This window comes from Halobellus captivus (assembly GCF_003697845.1).
Taxonomy (GTDB): Archaea; Halobacteriota; Halobacteria; order Halobacteriales; family Haloferacaceae; genus Halorubrum; species Halorubrum glutamatedens.
Genome location: NZ_RDQE01000003.1, coordinates 250,181 through 264,377, shown reverse-complemented (window position 1 = coordinate 264,377; position 14,197 = coordinate 250,181). Strand labels below are relative to the sequence as shown.

Genomic DNA, 14,197 nt, shown 5'->3' with positions numbered 1-14,197 from the left:
GGTCCGGCTTCCCGGTCGACTCTAAGCGCATACGAACTTCCTAAAGAAGATAGAAGTCGCTAAAACCCGACGCCGTGCCTCACCGGTGCTCGTCGATCCACTCGCACCACGCGTGGAAGTCCTCCGCGCCGCACTGGTCGGCGATCTTCCGAAGCGTGTTCCCGCCGATCTCGTGTCCGATCGGGACCGTGACGTTCCGGACCTCACCGGTCTCCGGGTGAACGTACCGCAGCTTGAGATGACTCCCCGTCCGATCGACGGGCTTGTACCCCATGTTCGTCAGTACCGACGCGATGCCCGACCCGCTGAATCGCTGGCGGACCACGATCACGCCGTCTCGTCCGCGTCGTTAAACCACGGCGCGTCGGGAACGCCCGCCTCATCGGGAACAGAATCGGGATCGAGACCCCACTCTTCCAGGTCCTCATCGGTGACCGGCTCGCCGGCCTCTCCCGTGTGGAGTGACACCGCCTCGTCCAGCATCTCCAGCGCCTCCTCACGGGTCTCTCCGCTGGAGGCCACGCCGGTCTCCTCGTCGATCGCCGACCAGAGTCCGTCCTCCTCCTCGATCAGCCGGATCTCCCGTCCCGTACTCATACTTCGTGGTAGTTCTCAACACGGGATAAGCGTTCGGTCGCGACGAGTTGAAGAAATCGAGAAACGGCTCAGTTACCATTACTGATCTCTTTCCCGATATCCTCAACGACGCCATCTGCTAGGATTCGATCGTCAACGAGTTCAGTCTGAGCGAGGAGCTTCACGGCGTCGCACAGACGACGTTACGCGTCGACTTCCCTGAGCATCGCGTCCACGTACTCCTCTGCGATCCGCCTCGCGTGCTCGTACTCGCCCACGTCGTTGAACACCACCGAACGAGTGCGAGCGCCGTCGACGATCGTCATCAGCGACCGCGTCACGCGGTCGGCGTCGACGTCGGCGAACGAACCCTCGTCGATGCCGTGGTTGATGACGGCCTTGACTAGGTAGCGAACGTACTCGTCGTTCTGCCGGAACCGCTCGGCGAACGCCTCGTTGTAGGGGGCCTGACTCCGCATCTCCAGTAGCGCGACCGACAGGTCCGGGTTCTCCTGTGGCGCGACGAGCAGTTTATCGAGCAGAACCGTTAGACGCTGTTCGGGGTCAGTCGTCTCGATCTCGCGAATGGAGGCGACGAACCGGTTCAGAATGTAGTCGAGAAACGCCGCCAACAGGTCCTCCTTCGTGTCGTAGTGGTAGTGTATCGCGGCGGTCGACTTGCCGTACTCCTCCGCGATCTGCTTTATCGTGAGGTCGGCGTAGCCGTGTTCGCGGAGCGCGCGGTAGGTCGCTCGCATGATCTCCTCGTCCGCGTCCGAGAAGGTCCGCCCCGAGGGTTCTGCCATACCGGGAGGGTTCCGACCACGAGGGAATAACGATTGCGACTATGCCTGCCTTGATCCTCGAAACTTACCCAAAGATCACTTCTATATCATGCTTTAACTCCTGTGAGGCACGGATATAGCTATCGTATCCGACTTCCGAACTTTTTTGACTAACTAGTCAGTAAGTTCGATATCAACGACGATGGACCACATATCTACGGTGATCCCGACGGGGACGTTCGATACGGATACGGGTGGGGACATCGGAAGGCGGTCCTCGGCCGGACGGCGACCTTCGATTGATAACCGTCGGAGTCGTGGGGAGGCGTCCCGCTGATGGGGCTGTTTGACCGTATCGACGCGCTGTTCAAGGGCCCCGAAGAGTTCGATCTTACCTCGGGAGGGATCGCGAAACCGCTGTTTTTCCTTTCGATGCCGATCGTCGTCACGAATCTCTTCCAGACGGCGTATAACCTCGCGGATACGTTCTGGCTCGGACAGTATAGTACGGACGCGCTCGCGGCGATCAGCTTCGCGTTTCCGCTCGTTTTCCTGTTGATCTCGCTCGGGATGGGGATCTCCGTCGCGGGGAGCGTCCTCGTGGCTCAGTACACCGGTGCGGACGAACCGCGTGAGGCGGAGTACGCCGCATCCCAGACGGTGACGTTCTCAGTGCTCGCCTCGGTGGTCCTCGGCGGTGTCGGTTTCCTCTTCGTCGGAGAGTTTCTTGACCTCATGGGCGCGTCGGCGGACGTGTTGCCCCTCGCGTCGAGCTACATGGAGGTCATCTCGTTGGGACTCGTAGCCATGTTCGGCTTCGCGGTGTTCATCGCGCTCATGCGCGGGTACGGCGACACGATCACACCCATGCTCGTGATGTTCGGGTCGGTCGTGCTCAACATCGCACTCGACCCGTTCCTTATCTTCGGGTGGGGACCGTTCCCCGCACTCGGGATCGAGGGCGCGGCGATCGCAACCGTGTTCTCCCGGGCTCTGGCGCTGGTCGTCGGGCTCGCTGTCATGTTCCGCGGGGTGCGTGGCGTCCAGATCAACCTCCGAGATATGGTGCCCGACGCGAGCTACCTGCAGCGGCTCGTCCGTATCGGACTGCCGGCCTCGATCGAGGGGACCGGACGGGCGGTTTCGATGAACCTCCTGCTGTTCATCGTTGCACTGTTTCCCGATCCGGTCGTGGCCGCCTACGGGATCGGGACGCGCGTGTTCTCCGTGGTCTTCCTCCCGGCGATCGCGGTCGCCCGCGGCGTCGAGACGATGACCGGTCAAAACATCGGGTCAGGAAAGCCCGACCGGGCAGCACGAGCCGCGAATCTAGCCGCCAAGACGCTGTTCGCCGTCCTCTCGGTGGCCGGTGTCATCGTCTTTCTCGTCCCCGAACCGATCGTCTCCGTGTTCGTCGGCGCCGATCAAGCCGATGCCGTCCGTGTCGTGGCAGTCGGCTCGCAGTTCCTCCGGATCGTCGCGTTGACGTTCGGCTTCATCGGCATCATGCGCGCATACACCGGGAGCTTTCGGGGGGCCGGAAAGACGCTCACCGCCGCGGCTATCTCGGTACTGATGCTCGGTATCATTCGATTCCCGATCGCGTGGGTCGCCGCCAGCCGGATCGGCGAGACCGGCATCTGGCTGTCGTTCGCGGTCTCAAACGTTATCGGCGCAGTGATCGCGTACGCATGGTATCGCCGTGGAACTTGGCGCAGCGGAGACCTCACTGGACGAGCGATCGCTGAGGAAGTGGACGGTCCAGTGGCGGATGTGGACTTGACGGACGACTAGGCGTAGCGTGATCAGTACCGCCGGAGATCGCTGATCGACGGGCCCGCAACGAGGATTCACGAAGGATCCGAGAGACCTTCGAGAGGGCTTCCCACTGACCGTCGACGTTGCCCGATGGCGGATCGGGCCGAAGAGAAAGCAAAATTCCGTTAAGGACCACGGAGAGTACTGGATTCTCACTCTCTGCGGTCAGGACGAGCCAGGGGTGGAGTTGTCCCGTATCTTCAAAACGTCACTCCACCGTCGATTCGACTTTCAGTGCCGAAAGCTCCCGTGCGATGAAACGCCGCTTCGTGAGGACGAATCCGATGGCGATGAGGACGAATCCAAGGACCGTCGAGGGACGGATCGATTCACCGAGGTAGAGCCAGCCGACGACCGCGGCGATGGCAGGTGCGACGTACGAAACCATGTTGAGTTCGACCGGACCGAGCTCCTCGAGCAGGGTGAAATAGAGGAAAAATCCGAGTACGCTCGAAACGATCACGAGAAACGCTAACGAGCCGATCGCTTCCGGGTGCGTCCAAGCCTCGACGTCGATCGGTTCCCCCATCGAGATGCTCACCACGTGCATGAGAACCGATCCGCCGAGCATCGCCCACGCCTGCATCGTGAGCGTGGGGAGCGACGTCTCGATCCGGCGCGAGAGGACGCTTCCGAGCGCCATCGCTGAAGCGGCACAGAAGACGAAGCCCGTAGCGACCACGTCCGACGACAGCAGGTTCGCTGGGTCGGGACGTGCGATGACGACCACGCCAGCCACGCCACACAGGAGGCCAACACCGCCGATCAGGGTCAGCGAATATTCCGGGACGAACGCTCGCGAGAAGCCCGCCGCGAGAACCGGGGTGAGACTCACGATGATCGCGGCCGTCGCGGCGGTCGTATGTTGTTGGCCGATGAAGAGGAACGCGTGATACGCAGCGATGAGAAACACCGCACCGACGGCGACCTCCGCCCACTCGTTTCGCTTCCGTGGACGCGATATATCCCTCGCGTGATAGACGTACGCGAGGAGCAGTATCGCGGCGAGGTCGTACCGAAACGCGGCGAAAAGCACCGGAGGGAAGTGTGACAGACCAGCGCTGATCGCGACGAACGTCGTTCCCCAAATGAGACAGAGGGTGAGAAATAGACCCCCGTTTCGATACCGGTTCACGAACCGGACGTCACTCTCCCGGTGTTTGAGTATACCGAAACGAGCGACGATACGTCTCTTACGAGAAGTTGTGAACGGTTATCATGTCACGTCTAACGGCGTGTCAGTTCAGATCACGAACGGAATACAGACGGAGTCGCGGTCGTTACTGGTGGTGGGTCGGGGATCGGTCGTCAGTCGTCGCTTCGATTCGCCGAGGCGGGAGCGAAAGTCGTCGTCGCCGATATCGACGAGGACGGTGGCCACGGGACGGTCGAGATGGTCAAGAATAACGGCGGCGAAGCGACGTTCGTCAGGACGGACGTCACCGACTCCGACGACGTAGCCGCGATGGTACGGACGGCGCTCGACGAGTACGGTGGGCTGGACTTCGCACACAACAACGCGGGCATCGCGGATGAGGGGACTCGTCTCGCCGAGTACGACGAGGCGGAGTGGGACCGGATGATCGACGTGAACTTGAAGGGCGTCTCGGTGACTCCCAAGAGACAGCCGACGCCGTCGTCTGGCTCTGTTCCGAGGACGCCTCGTACGTCATGGGACAACCGATTGTTATCGACGGTGGGTTGCTAGCACAGTAGAGGCGAAGACGCCACAACTCGTGGCCATCCGCTGAGTCGTCTCGCGGGCGGTCATCCGGAGCGCCCGCACCCCCTCAACAGGAGCAGTAGTACTCCCGGTCGATGAACTCCGTCTCGAACAGCTTCGCGGCCGGTCCCGGATCCGAGGGGCGGTAGATCCCGGTGGTCAGGTCGCCCTCCTGCTCGAAGGAGCCGGAGACGAGCCGCCGCCAGTCGTCGGCCGACAGCTGGTCCCAGAAGGGGTCGTCGCCGGCCAGAAGCGAGAGGTAGTCGCGCAGGTACACCCATCGCGCCGACTCGTTCGGATCTACTCCCTCGGCGTCGTACTCCGCGTCGGTGACGGACGCGTACGCGGCCATGGGAAGGTTCGCGCCCGCGGCGACCGGCAGCGAGATCCACTTCCACGGCCGCGTGTTGACGTCGAGCAACAGGAACTCCTCGCGCTCGTCGTCGTAGACGAACTCCGCCTCGCTGATCCCGTGGTAGCCGGCGTCCTCGAGCACGGCGAGCGCCCGCTCCTCGATCGTGGGCTCGTCGGCGACCTCGACGAGACAGGAGGTGCCGAACTGGAGCGGGTACCGAACCGCGGCGTTGCCGACGACCGCGAGCGCGTCGTCGACGCCCGAGGGCGGGACGTACGACGCCAGCGAGTGGTCCCTCCCGGTCGCGACGTCGACTCGGTTCTGGGCCATCACCTCGACGCCCTCGGCGGCCGCGCCCGCGACGACCTCCTCGAGCTCCTCGCGGTCCGCGACGGTGAGCACGTTCGTGCCGAAGGCCTCCTCGAACTCGCGTTTACGGGCGGGCTTCACCACGAGGGGGAAGCCGAGGGCGTCGACCGCCTCCTCGAGGGCGTCCTCGTCGATCGTCCCGCCATCGCTCCCTTCCTCACTCCCGCCCCCCAGCCGGTACGTCTCCGGGTACGGGATGCCGAGCTCCTCGCAGGTCGCGTACAGCCGCGACTTGTTCAACACGTCGTCGATCGTGTCGATCCCCGAGTAGGGGAGCCGGACCCCGTCGGGGTCGGCCTCCGCGTACACGAGCGCCCACTCGTCCATACAGCCGAACGCGACCGCCTCGGTGCCGGCGGCGTCGACGATCGCCTCCACGTCCTCGCGGAAGCCGTCGAAGTCGTCGAGCGGGTAGGTGACCGCGCCGGCGAAGTCGACGGCCTCGGACGGTGGTGCGAGCCCGTCGTGGGTAACGGGCTCCGTTCCGTCGCCGGCGGCGCGGTCGAGCGCGATCACGGGCACGCCGTGGGCGTCGAGCGCGCGGGCGACCCCGAGGCCGGTGACGTGTGCGTTGCTGACGAGCGCTGGCGGTCGGTCGAACGACGCGTCCGCGAGCGCGTCGATCAACCCCTCGGTCGAGCGGAAGCGGTCTGCCATACGGTTCCTCTCGCGTCCGGACACAAAGGCACACCAGTACCGGCCCGACGTGCCCCCATCGATGACGGCCGGCAGTCGTCGCTCCCGAGGACACGGGCCTTTTGTACGATGCGGCCCCTCGTTCGTGGTATGTGCGAGAGCGAACGCGAGGGCGACGGCGGGGATCGCGACGCCGCCGTCGAGCCGGACGCCGCCACCGACGGACTCCCGAGTCGCGTCCGCCGGGCCTTCCGCGACCACGGCTCGTTCGAGCCCGCCGGCGACGAGGCCTGGACGTCGGAGACGACCGCCTTCGACGCCGAAGTGTCGGCCGAACCGTCTCCTGAGGACGGTCGGATCCGTTTCCTCGTCACCGTCCGCGTCCCGACGCTGTCGGCGGTGACCGTCGACGAGGTGGCCGACGTGGTCGAGACGGGCTGGTACGAGACGTTCGAACGCCGCGTCGTCGACGTCGGCGGGGTGACTCGCGGGAACCGCGAGTTCGACCCGCGGGTGGAGCGCGACGGCGGGACGATCGTCGTGAACTTCGAGCTGACGGACGTAAACGAGCGGCGCGGCGTCGACGACGCGGGCGCGCTGATCGACTTCGTCGAGGGGACCTACGTCCAAGGCGTGATCCCCGGCTACGAGTACACCGAGCCCGTCGAGGGACTCATCTCGTCGGCCAGACGGCAGGGCGGCGGCTCCGAGGGGTTCTGAGTCGTGGATCCGGACCGATCGGCGCGACCCCGCGACGCCACCTCTCGACCGACATGCGTCGATAGGGGCAAAAGCGGGGGGACCGTAGTGCGGGTATGATCGCGTTCCTCGGGTTCGCGAGCCTGGTCGCGCTCGTCGCCTTCCACACGCTGGTCGCCGGCGTGACGACCCGGTTCTTCAGGCTCCGGCTGGCCACTTCGTGGGGCTGGGTACTGTACACGATCGTCCTGACGCCGATGTTGCTCTTCGTCTCGACGCTGTTCTTCACCGGTATCGGCGTCGGTACGGGCGTGGACCTCGTGAGTCCGACGATCGTCGTCGCGGCGCTCGTCGGGCTCCCGATCGTGCTCGGCGTGGCGATCGACTACCTCTACGTGCCGCCGCCGGAGGAGTACGAACTCCCCGACACGCGATGAGGTCTCCGGAAGACGCAAGCGAATGCCCGCTACTCCGCGTCCGCGAGGAGGGACGCGACGACGTCCTCGACGCGGGCGATCACGTCCTCGGGGGCCCGCTTGGCGTCGACGCGAACGAACCGTCCCGGCTCGGCATCGATCAACCGCTCGTAGTTCTCCCGGACCGCGGCGAGGTAGCCGTCCCGCTCGAACTTGTCCGTGCGGCCCGACCGCTCGGCGGCGGTCGACGCGTCCAGATCGAGGTAGATAGTCGCGTCCGGCGATCGTGAGAAGGCGGCGTGGATCCCCCGGACGTACTCCATCGGTCGGGCGATATCGAGATCGCTCTCGGCGAGCGTCGCGCCCTGGTAGGCGAACCGGGAGTCGGAGTACCGGTCCGAGACGACGAGGTTCCCCTCGGCGAGCGCGGGCCGGACCGTCCGCGAGAGGTGGTCGGCGTGGTCGGCGGTGTATAAGAAGAGTTCGGCGAGCGGGTCTGCGTCCGCGTCGCCCATCGAGCGGTACACCGCGTCGCCGTACCAGCTGTCGGTCGGCTCGCGGGTGAAGACGGCGTCCGGGTGGACGTCCTGTAACGCCTCCCACACGGTCGTCTTCCCGCTCCCGTCCAGCCCCTCCAGCGTGATCAGCATGGTCGCGCTCCGGCCCGCCGGGAGAATAAACCGTCGGGATCGCTCGCGGGAGGTCCCGGCCGAGAGAACTCCGGCCGGGACCGCTCGGAACCGACCCGCCGGGACCGCTCGGAGCGGCTCGTTGCCGTGGCCGATCGACCGCCGGGAACACACCTTTTATTTCCCCGTCCTCGGTAGGGACACGCACGCGTATCGCGGAGCACGTCCGACCGGTCCGCCGTTCGATCCGAGCGCCCTAACGCGCGGCCCGAGGCGGCGAAGTCGGCACGTGCCGCGATCGATCACCACAATGAGCTTCGAAGTTCCCGACGAGTTACGATACCTGGAATCGCACGAGTGGACCACCGTCGACGAGGACTCCGTCCGGGTCGGCATCTCCGACTTCGCACAGGACGAACTCGGCGACGTGGTCTTCGTCGAACTGCCCGACGCCGGGGACGAGGTCGAAGCCGGCGAGACGTTCGGCGTGGTCGAGTCGATCAAGGCGGTCTCGGACGTGTACGCCCCGGTATCCGGGGAGGTCCTCGCGGTCAACGAGGACCTGTTCGACCGACCGGAGCTCGTCAACGAGGACCCCTACGGCGACGGCTGGATGATCGAGGTCGCCCCGATCGACGGCGTCGGATACGACGAGCTGCTCGACGCCGACGAGTACGACGCGCAGATCGCCTGAACGTGGACCGTTCCGACACGCGCGGTCCCGACACACCGAGCCGACACCACATGACGAGCCACCAGACCCCACCCGAATCGAACCGACGAACCGGACCGCACGCCGCGGTCGACGCGGACGCGGGGAGCAGATGAGCGGGAGCCCGTACGCGCCCCACACCGACGCCGAGACGGCGGCGATGCTGGAGACGATCGGCGTCGAGAGCGAGGAGAGCCTCTTCGACATCCCGGAGGCGGTCGCCTTCGACGGCGAGTTCGGGATCGACGCCCGGACCGAACGCGGGATCCGCGACGAGTGTGCGCGGATGTTCGCGCGCAACGACGACGCGACGGAGTTCCTCGGGCGCGGCCACTACAGCCACTACGTGCCGAGCGTCGTCGACCACCTCTCGGACCGCGCCGAGTTCCTCACGAGCTACACGCAGTACCAGCCGGAGATCTCACAGGGCTTCCTCCAGGCGCTCTTCGAGTACCAGTCGATGCTCGTGGAGCTGACCGGGCTCCCGATCGCGAACTGCTCGATGTACGACGCCGCGACGGCGCTCTCGGAGGCCGCGACGCTCGCCGACCGCGTCCGTTCGACGACCGGCGACGTCGTCCTCGTCCCCGGGCACCTCCGTGAAGGAAAGCGGGCGGTCCTCGAGAACTACTGTGCCGGCGCGGACCTGACGGTCGAGGCGTATTCGATGGACGACGGAATAGCCGACGTCGACGCGCTCGCCGACCGCGTCGGCGACGACGTCGTCATGGTGTACGCGGAAAACCCCACCCTCCGCGGGTGTATCGAGGAGAACCTCGACGCGATCGGCGAGGTCGCCGACGACAACGACGCGCTGTTCACGCTCGGATCGGACGTGGTCGCGCTGTCGGTGCTCGAGGAGCCCGCGAGCGCCGGGGTCGACGTGGTCGTCGGCGAGGCCGGCGCGCTCGGGCTCCCGACGTCCTACGGGATGGGACTGGGGGTCTTCGCCTGTCGCGAGGAGCACCTCCGGCAGGTCCCCGGGCGGCTCGTCGGCGCGAGCGAGGACGCCGAGGGCGACCGGGCGTTCACGCTCACGCTCCAGACCCGCGAACAGCACATCCGGAAGGAGCGGGCGACCTCGAACATCTGTACGAACCAGGCGTGGGTCGCGCTGCGCGCGGCGATCCACGCCGCGTGGCTCGGTCCTGACGGGCTCGTCGATCTCGCGAACGACTGCGTGCGGGACGCCGCGGCGCTCGCCGACCGGATCGACGACCTCTCGGGCGCGGCCGCGCCGGTCCACGACCGCCACCACTTCCGTGAGTTCACGGTGCGGACCGACCAGCCGGCGGCCGCCGTCGCCGACGACCTCGAGGAGACGGGATTCCTCGTCCACGTCGTCGGCGAGCACCTGCTTCAGGTGTGCGTGACCGACCACAACGCCGGACGGGCGGACGACCTCGTCGCGGCGTTCGGGGAGGTGATCTGACGTGATCCACGACCAGGCCGACTACACGCGCGAGGATGAGTCGGTCCACGAGCCGCTGCTCTCCGAGAAGGGAGAGGAGACGGTCGACGTGCGGGAGGAGTCGCCGCTGCCGGACGATCTGACGCGGGAGGAGCTCACGTTGCCCGCCCCCTCCGAGCCCGAGATCGCCCGCCACTACACCCGGCTCTCACAGATGAACTGGGCGATCGACTCGGGGCCGTACCCGCTCGGGAGCTGTACGATGAAGTACAACCCCAAGTTCACCGAGGACGTCGCCGCGGACCCGAACGCGGCCGTCCACCCGGACCGCCCGGACCGGGCGGTCCAGGGGAACCTCGAGCTCCAGTACCGGCTCCAGGAGTTCCTCGCGGACGTCGGCGGCATGGACGCCGTCACGCTCCAGCCGCCCGCGGGCGCGGCCGGCGAGCTCACGGGGATCCTGATCGCGAAGGCGTACCACGAACACCACGGCAACGACCGCTCGGAGGTGGTGATCCCGGCGTCCGCACACGGCACCAACTTCGCGACGGCCGCGACCGCCGGCTACGACGTGGTCGAACTCCCCTCGGGGGAGGACGGCCGCGTCGATCTGGAGGCGCTCGAGGCGGCTGTCGGCGACGACACCGCCGCGCTCATGCTCACGAACCCGAACACGGTCGGGCTCTTCGAGCGCGACATCACGGAGATCGCGGAGGTCGTTCACGACGCGGGCGGGCTGCTCTACTACGACGGGGCGAACCTGAACGCCCTGCTCGGCCGCGGTCGTCCGGGCGACATGGGGTTCGACGTGATGCACTACAACGTCCACAAGACGTTCGCGACGCCTCACGGCGGCGGCGGTCCCGGCGCGGGACCGGTCGGGGTCACCGAGGAACTCGCGGAGTTCCTCCCGAGCCCGCGCGTCCGCGGGACGAACGGCGAGAAGGGATACGAGCGGTTCGAGCCCGCCGAGTCGATCGGGAAGGTCCACGGCTTCGAGGGCAACTGGCTCGTGTTGATCAAGACGTACGCCTACATCGCCCGGCTGGGCGACGAGGGGCTCGCGGACGCGGCGGCCAAGGCCGTGCTCAACGCGAACTACCTCGCGGAACGGATCGACCTGGAGGTTCCCTACGGCCCGTTCCACCACGAGTTCGCGGCGACCGCGGGCGAGCGCGACGCCGCCGACGTCGCGAAACGCATGCTGGACTTCGGCGTCCACCCGCCGACGACGAAGTGGCCCGAGATGGTGCCGGAGGCGATGCTGACCGAGCCGACGGAGATCGAGGGGCAGTCCTCGCTCGACGACCTCGCGGAGGCGTTCGACCTCGCGTACGCCGACGTCGACGAGGCGCTCGAGACCGCCCCGAACCGGACCGCCGCGGCGCGGATCGACCAGGTCGGGGCCGCCCGAAACCCGCGGCTCTCCTGGCAGGCGCTCGAGGAGGACTGAAAACGAGACAACATTGACGGCCTCTCCGCCTGAAGGTGGAGAGATCCCGACCGCGGTTGGGATATTAGGCTTTGTCGTCTACCACTCGATCCGGCGGTCGGAATCCGCTGGAGGAGTCATGAAGATGGACTCCGGGCTGTACCGACCGGTAGTGTTCAGATAACGAACGGGCGGTGGGGAACCGATCGACGCTAATTGTGTGTCGATCGGAACCTTCGAGCGTGGTCCCGTTCCGTCAGCCTTCGGTATCACCGAACTGTGCGTCGTAGTCGTTCTGGATCTCGATCCTCGTTTCGCGACTGATCTCCTCGAAGTCGTATCCGTACCGGTCGTCAGTGATCTCGTCGCGGGTCCTGATGTCGACCGGCTCCGTCCCATCGAGGAACGGCTGCCGGTTGTAGATCGCTTGGACCTCCGCCGCCGTCTCGACGCTGAGGTTCGCGAAGGCGGTGTCGTACTTCGCCTGGGCGATCTCGTCGAGCGTGTGAGTCGGATCGGACGGGAGCTCACCGAACTGTGCGTCGTAGTCGTTCTGGATCTCGATCCTCGTTTCACGACTCACCTCGTCGAAGTCGTATCCGTACCGATCGTCGGTGATCTCGTCACGGGTTCTGATGTCGGCCGGATCCGTCCCGCCGGGGAACGGCTGCCGGTTGTAGATCGCCTGGACCGCCGCCGCCGTCTCGGAGCTGAGGTCCGCGAAGGCGGTGTCGTACTTCGCCTGGGCGATCTCGTCGCGACTGAACTCCTCGTCCGCGCTGTCATCACCGTCGTCGGCGTCGTCGCCATCGCCATCGTCGCCGTCGTCGCCGTCGTCGGAGTCGTCGGCGTCATCGCCATCGTCCTCACCGTCGTCGGCGTCATCGCCATCGTCCTCACCGTCGTCGGCTTCGTCCTCCGCCTCGATGGTGATGGTCGCCGTCGCCGAGTCGTCGTCGGTGAAGACGCCGTGAGCGTACTCTCCGGCGTCGAGGCCGCTCGTGTTGATGTCCTCGAACGTGACGGTCTGCATCTCGTCGCCGTCGAGCGTCACCTCCTGTGCGGTGAGTTCCTCGTCGGCGTCGAGCGTGCCGTCGCCGTCGGCGTCAAGTCTGAACTCGACCGACTGGGTCGCCTCCTCGTCGCCGTCGTTGGTGACGTCCGCCGACACGTCGATCGCGTCGCCCTGCGTCGCGTTGTCGGGCGCGTTCAGGTTCGATACCTGGAAGTCCGCCGGATCGGGACTGTCGTCGTCATCGTCGTCGTCTTCCTCGACGGTGATGGACGCTCCGGTCGTCTCCGTGACGTTGTAGGAATTGCCCGCTTCGGTTCCGAGCGCGTCGACGCTCAGCCCGATGTCGCTGGTCCCGTCGTCGTCACCTTCGACGGTCATCGTCGCGACCGTAACGTTCCCGGTGTCGTTCGTGTTCGCCAGCGCGGCGACGACTTCCGCCGAGGAGCCGTCGTCGGCGACGAAGACCTCGGTGGTCTGGTTCGAGGGCTCTCCCTGCGGAGTTGCCTCCGTTATGGAGGCGATACTCGAATCCTCGACGTCAACGGTGAGGTTGTAGGCACCGACGCCGCCGTCGGCGTTCGCGACGACTACCTCGTAGGTCGTCGTCTCACCTTCATCGACGGTGGCGCTTCCGGGCTCGATTCCCACCGCGGTTTCGGGTGCTGGAGCCGGTTCCGGCTCGTCATCATCCGCCGCTTCGATGGTGATGGTCGCCGTCGCGGAGTCGTTCTCGGTGAAGACGCCGTGGGCGTACTCGCCGGGTTCGAGGCCGCTCGTGTTGATGTCCTCGAACGTGACGGTCTGCATCTCGTCGCCGTCGAGCGTCACCTCCTGTGCGGTGAGTTCCTCGTCGTCGCCGAGGGTACCGTCGCCGTCGGCGTCCAGCCTGAATCCGACCGACTGGGTCGCCTCCTCGTCGCCGTCGTTGGTGACGTCCGCCGACACGTCGATCGCGTCGCCTTGCGTCGCGTTGTCGGGCGCGTTCAGGTTCGATACCTGGAAATCCGCCGGAGCGGGCTCCGGTGTAGGACTGTCGTCGTCGTCGTCATCGTCGTCCGCCGCTTCGACGGTGATTGACGCCCCGGTGGTCTCCGTGACGGTGTAGCTCTCACCGCCTTCGGTGCCGAGCGCCTCGACGCTCAGTCCGATGTCGCTTGTCCCCTCGGCGTCACCGCTGACGGTCACCGTCGCGATGGTCACGCTGCCAGTGTCGTTCGTGTCCGCCAACGCGGCGAGGACACTGGCCGAGGAGCCGTCGGCGGCGATGGAGACGTCCGTAGTCTGATCGCTCGGGTCCCCCTCCGCAGTCACGTCCGTTATCGAGGCGACGCTGGAGTCCTCGACGTCAACGGTGAAGTCGTACGCGCCGACGCCGCCGTCGGCGTCCGCGACGACGACCTCGTAGGTCGTCGTCCCGCCCTCATCGACCGCGGCGCTCCCCGGTTCGAGGCTCACCGCGGTTTCGAGTCCGTCTTCCGAGAGTCCGTCCTGTGTTTGTCCTACAGCCGGTCCGATACCCATCGCAGCCCCGCCGAGGCCGACGGTCGTGACGAGGACTGCCACCGCGAGCACGATCGCGTTTTCCGCGTTCAGAGTCGTTGGGAGTTGACGAACACTCATA

The 14,197-nt window shown here is 66.2% G+C and carries 14 protein-coding genes and 1 pseudogene; 8 read left to right on the top strand and 7 right to left on the bottom strand.

Going from position 1 to position 14,197, the window contains the following annotated elements; all coding sequences use genetic code 11:
• Nucleotides 1–79: 79 nt before the first annotated feature.
• From EAO78_RS05080 to EAO78_RS05070, 3 genes are all read right to left on the bottom strand, one after another.
• A complete protein-coding gene (locus tag EAO78_RS05080) occupies nucleotides 80–325 on the bottom strand; it encodes a type II toxin-antitoxin system HicA family toxin (protein ID WP_122104768.1) in 246 nt (81 codons plus the stop codon).
• Nucleotides 326–327: 2 nt separating this feature from the next.
• Nucleotides 328–597: a type II toxin-antitoxin system HicB family antitoxin gene (locus EAO78_RS05075; RefSeq protein ID WP_122104767.1), complete on the bottom strand. Its 270-nt coding sequence runs from the start codon at nucleotides 595–597 to the stop codon at nucleotides 328–330.
• Nucleotides 598–779: 182 nt separating this feature from the next.
• A complete protein-coding gene (locus EAO78_RS05070) occupies nucleotides 780–1,382 on the bottom strand; it encodes a TetR/AcrR family transcriptional regulator (RefSeq protein WP_122104766.1) in 603 nt (200 codons plus the stop codon).
• A 315-nt stretch (nucleotides 1,383–1,697) separates the two neighbouring features.
• Between EAO78_RS05070 and EAO78_RS05065 the strand changes: the two genes are divergently transcribed.
• Nucleotides 1,698–3,155, top strand: coding sequence for an MATE family efflux transporter (locus tag EAO78_RS05065; RefSeq protein WP_122104765.1), 1,458 nt, complete (start codon nucleotides 1,698–1,700; stop codon nucleotides 3,153–3,155).
• 232 nt (nucleotides 3,156–3,387) lie between these two features.
• Here the strand turns inward: EAO78_RS05065 and EAO78_RS05060 are convergent, their stop codons facing one another.
• Nucleotides 3,388–4,314, bottom strand: coding sequence for a DMT family transporter (locus EAO78_RS05060; RefSeq protein WP_122104764.1), 927 nt, complete (start codon nucleotides 4,312–4,314; stop codon nucleotides 3,388–3,390).
• A gap of 165 nt (nucleotides 4,315–4,479) precedes the next feature.
• Here EAO78_RS05060 and EAO78_RS18390 point away from each other — a divergent pair.
• Nucleotides 4,480–4,728, top strand: a pseudogene (locus tag EAO78_RS18390) (SDR family oxidoreductase); the annotation flags it as partial.
• Between the two features lie 20 nt (nucleotides 4,729–4,748).
• Nucleotides 4,749–4,895, top strand: coding sequence for an SDR family oxidoreductase (locus tag EAO78_RS18385; RefSeq protein ID WP_238987615.1), 147 nt, complete (start codon nucleotides 4,749–4,751; stop codon nucleotides 4,893–4,895).
• Between the two features lie 74 nt (nucleotides 4,896–4,969).
• On the opposite strand, the gene EAO78_RS05050 is transcribed toward EAO78_RS18385, so the two are convergent.
• Nucleotides 4,970–6,283 (bottom strand): carboxylate--amine ligase, encoded by a 1,314-nt coding sequence (locus EAO78_RS05050; protein WP_122104763.1) that lies wholly within the window; start codon nucleotides 6,281–6,283, stop codon nucleotides 4,970–4,972.
• Between the two features lie 129 nt (nucleotides 6,284–6,412).
• Here EAO78_RS05050 and EAO78_RS05045 point away from each other — a divergent pair, with 129 nt between their 5' ends.
• Both EAO78_RS05045 and EAO78_RS05040 read left to right on the top strand, forming a co-directional pair.
• The gene (locus EAO78_RS05045) at nucleotides 6,413–6,982 is read left to right on the top strand and encodes a DUF5813 family protein (protein WP_122104762.1); all 570 of its coding nucleotides are present in this window, start codon (nucleotides 6,413–6,415) and stop codon (nucleotides 6,980–6,982) included.
• 95 nt (nucleotides 6,983–7,077) lie between these two features.
• Nucleotides 7,078–7,398, top strand: a complete 321-nt coding sequence (locus EAO78_RS05040; RefSeq protein ID WP_122104761.1) for a hypothetical protein — start codon at nucleotides 7,078–7,080, stop codon at nucleotides 7,396–7,398.
• A 29-nt stretch (nucleotides 7,399–7,427) separates the two neighbouring features.
• On the opposite strand, the gene tmk is transcribed toward EAO78_RS05040, so the two are convergent.
• Nucleotides 7,428–8,027: a dTMP kinase gene (gene tmk / locus EAO78_RS05035; RefSeq protein ID WP_122104760.1), complete on the bottom strand. Its 600-nt coding sequence runs from the start codon at nucleotides 8,025–8,027 to the stop codon at nucleotides 7,428–7,430.
• Between the two features lie 289 nt (nucleotides 8,028–8,316).
• Between tmk and gcvH the strand changes: the two genes are divergently transcribed.
• From gcvH to gcvPB, 3 genes are all read left to right on the top strand, one after another.
• Nucleotides 8,317–8,700 carry a glycine cleavage system protein GcvH gene (gene gcvH / locus EAO78_RS05030; RefSeq protein ID WP_122104759.1) on the top strand — a complete coding sequence of 128 codons (384 nt, stop codon included), beginning with the start codon at nucleotides 8,317–8,319 and terminating at the stop codon, nucleotides 8,698–8,700.
• Nucleotides 8,701–8,830: 130 nt separating this feature from the next.
• Entirely contained in the window at nucleotides 8,831–10,150 is a 1,320-nt protein-coding gene (gcvPA, locus tag EAO78_RS05025) for an aminomethyl-transferring glycine dehydrogenase subunit GcvPA (RefSeq protein ID WP_122104758.1), read from the top strand.
• 1 nt (nucleotide 10,151) lies between these two features.
• Nucleotides 10,152–11,582, top strand: a complete 1,431-nt coding sequence (gene gcvPB / locus EAO78_RS05020) for an aminomethyl-transferring glycine dehydrogenase subunit GcvPB (protein WP_122104757.1) — start codon at nucleotides 10,152–10,154, stop codon at nucleotides 11,580–11,582.
• A gap of 235 nt (nucleotides 11,583–11,817) precedes the next feature.
• On the opposite strand, the gene EAO78_RS05015 is transcribed toward gcvPB, so the two are convergent.
• Nucleotides 11,818–14,196 carry a hypothetical protein gene (locus EAO78_RS05015; protein WP_122104756.1) on the bottom strand — a complete coding sequence of 793 codons (2,379 nt, stop codon included), beginning with the start codon at nucleotides 14,194–14,196 and terminating at the stop codon, nucleotides 11,818–11,820.
• Between the last annotated feature and the right edge of the window lies 1 nt (nucleotide 14,197).

What these genes read in the sequence shown, in the direction of transcription:
- EAO78_RS05075 (WP_122104767.1), bottom strand. Translation starts at nt 597, where the DNA reads ATGAGTACGGGACGGGAGATCCGGCTGATCGAGGAGGAGGACGGACTC.
- EAO78_RS05070 (WP_122104766.1), bottom strand. Translation starts at nt 1,382, where the DNA reads ATGGCAGAACCCTCGGGGCGGACCTTCTCGGACGCGGACGAGGAGATC.
- EAO78_RS05065 (WP_122104765.1), top strand. Translation starts at nt 1,698, where the DNA reads ATGGGGCTGTTTGACCGTATCGACGCGCTGTTCAAGGGCCCCGAAGAG.
- EAO78_RS05050 (WP_122104763.1), bottom strand. Translation starts at nt 6,283, where the DNA reads ATGGCAGACCGCTTCCGCTCGACCGAGGGGTTGATCGACGCGCTCGCG.
- EAO78_RS05045 (WP_122104762.1), top strand. Translation starts at nt 6,413, where the DNA reads ATGTGCGAGAGCGAACGCGAGGGCGACGGCGGGGATCGCGACGCCGCC.
- EAO78_RS05040 (WP_122104761.1), top strand. Translation starts at nt 7,078, where the DNA reads ATGATCGCGTTCCTCGGGTTCGCGAGCCTGGTCGCGCTCGTCGCCTTC.
- tmk (WP_122104760.1), bottom strand. Translation starts at nt 8,027, where the DNA reads ATGCTGATCACGCTGGAGGGGCTGGACGGGAGCGGGAAGACGACCGTG.
- gcvH (WP_122104759.1), top strand. Translation starts at nt 8,317, where the DNA reads ATGAGCTTCGAAGTTCCCGACGAGTTACGATACCTGGAATCGCACGAG.
- gcvPA (WP_122104758.1), top strand. Translation starts at nt 8,831, where the DNA reads ATGAGCGGGAGCCCGTACGCGCCCCACACCGACGCCGAGACGGCGGCG.
- EAO78_RS05015 (WP_122104756.1), bottom strand. Translation starts at nt 14,196, where the DNA reads ATGAGTGTTCGTCAACTCCCAACGACTCTGAACGCGGAAAACGCGATC.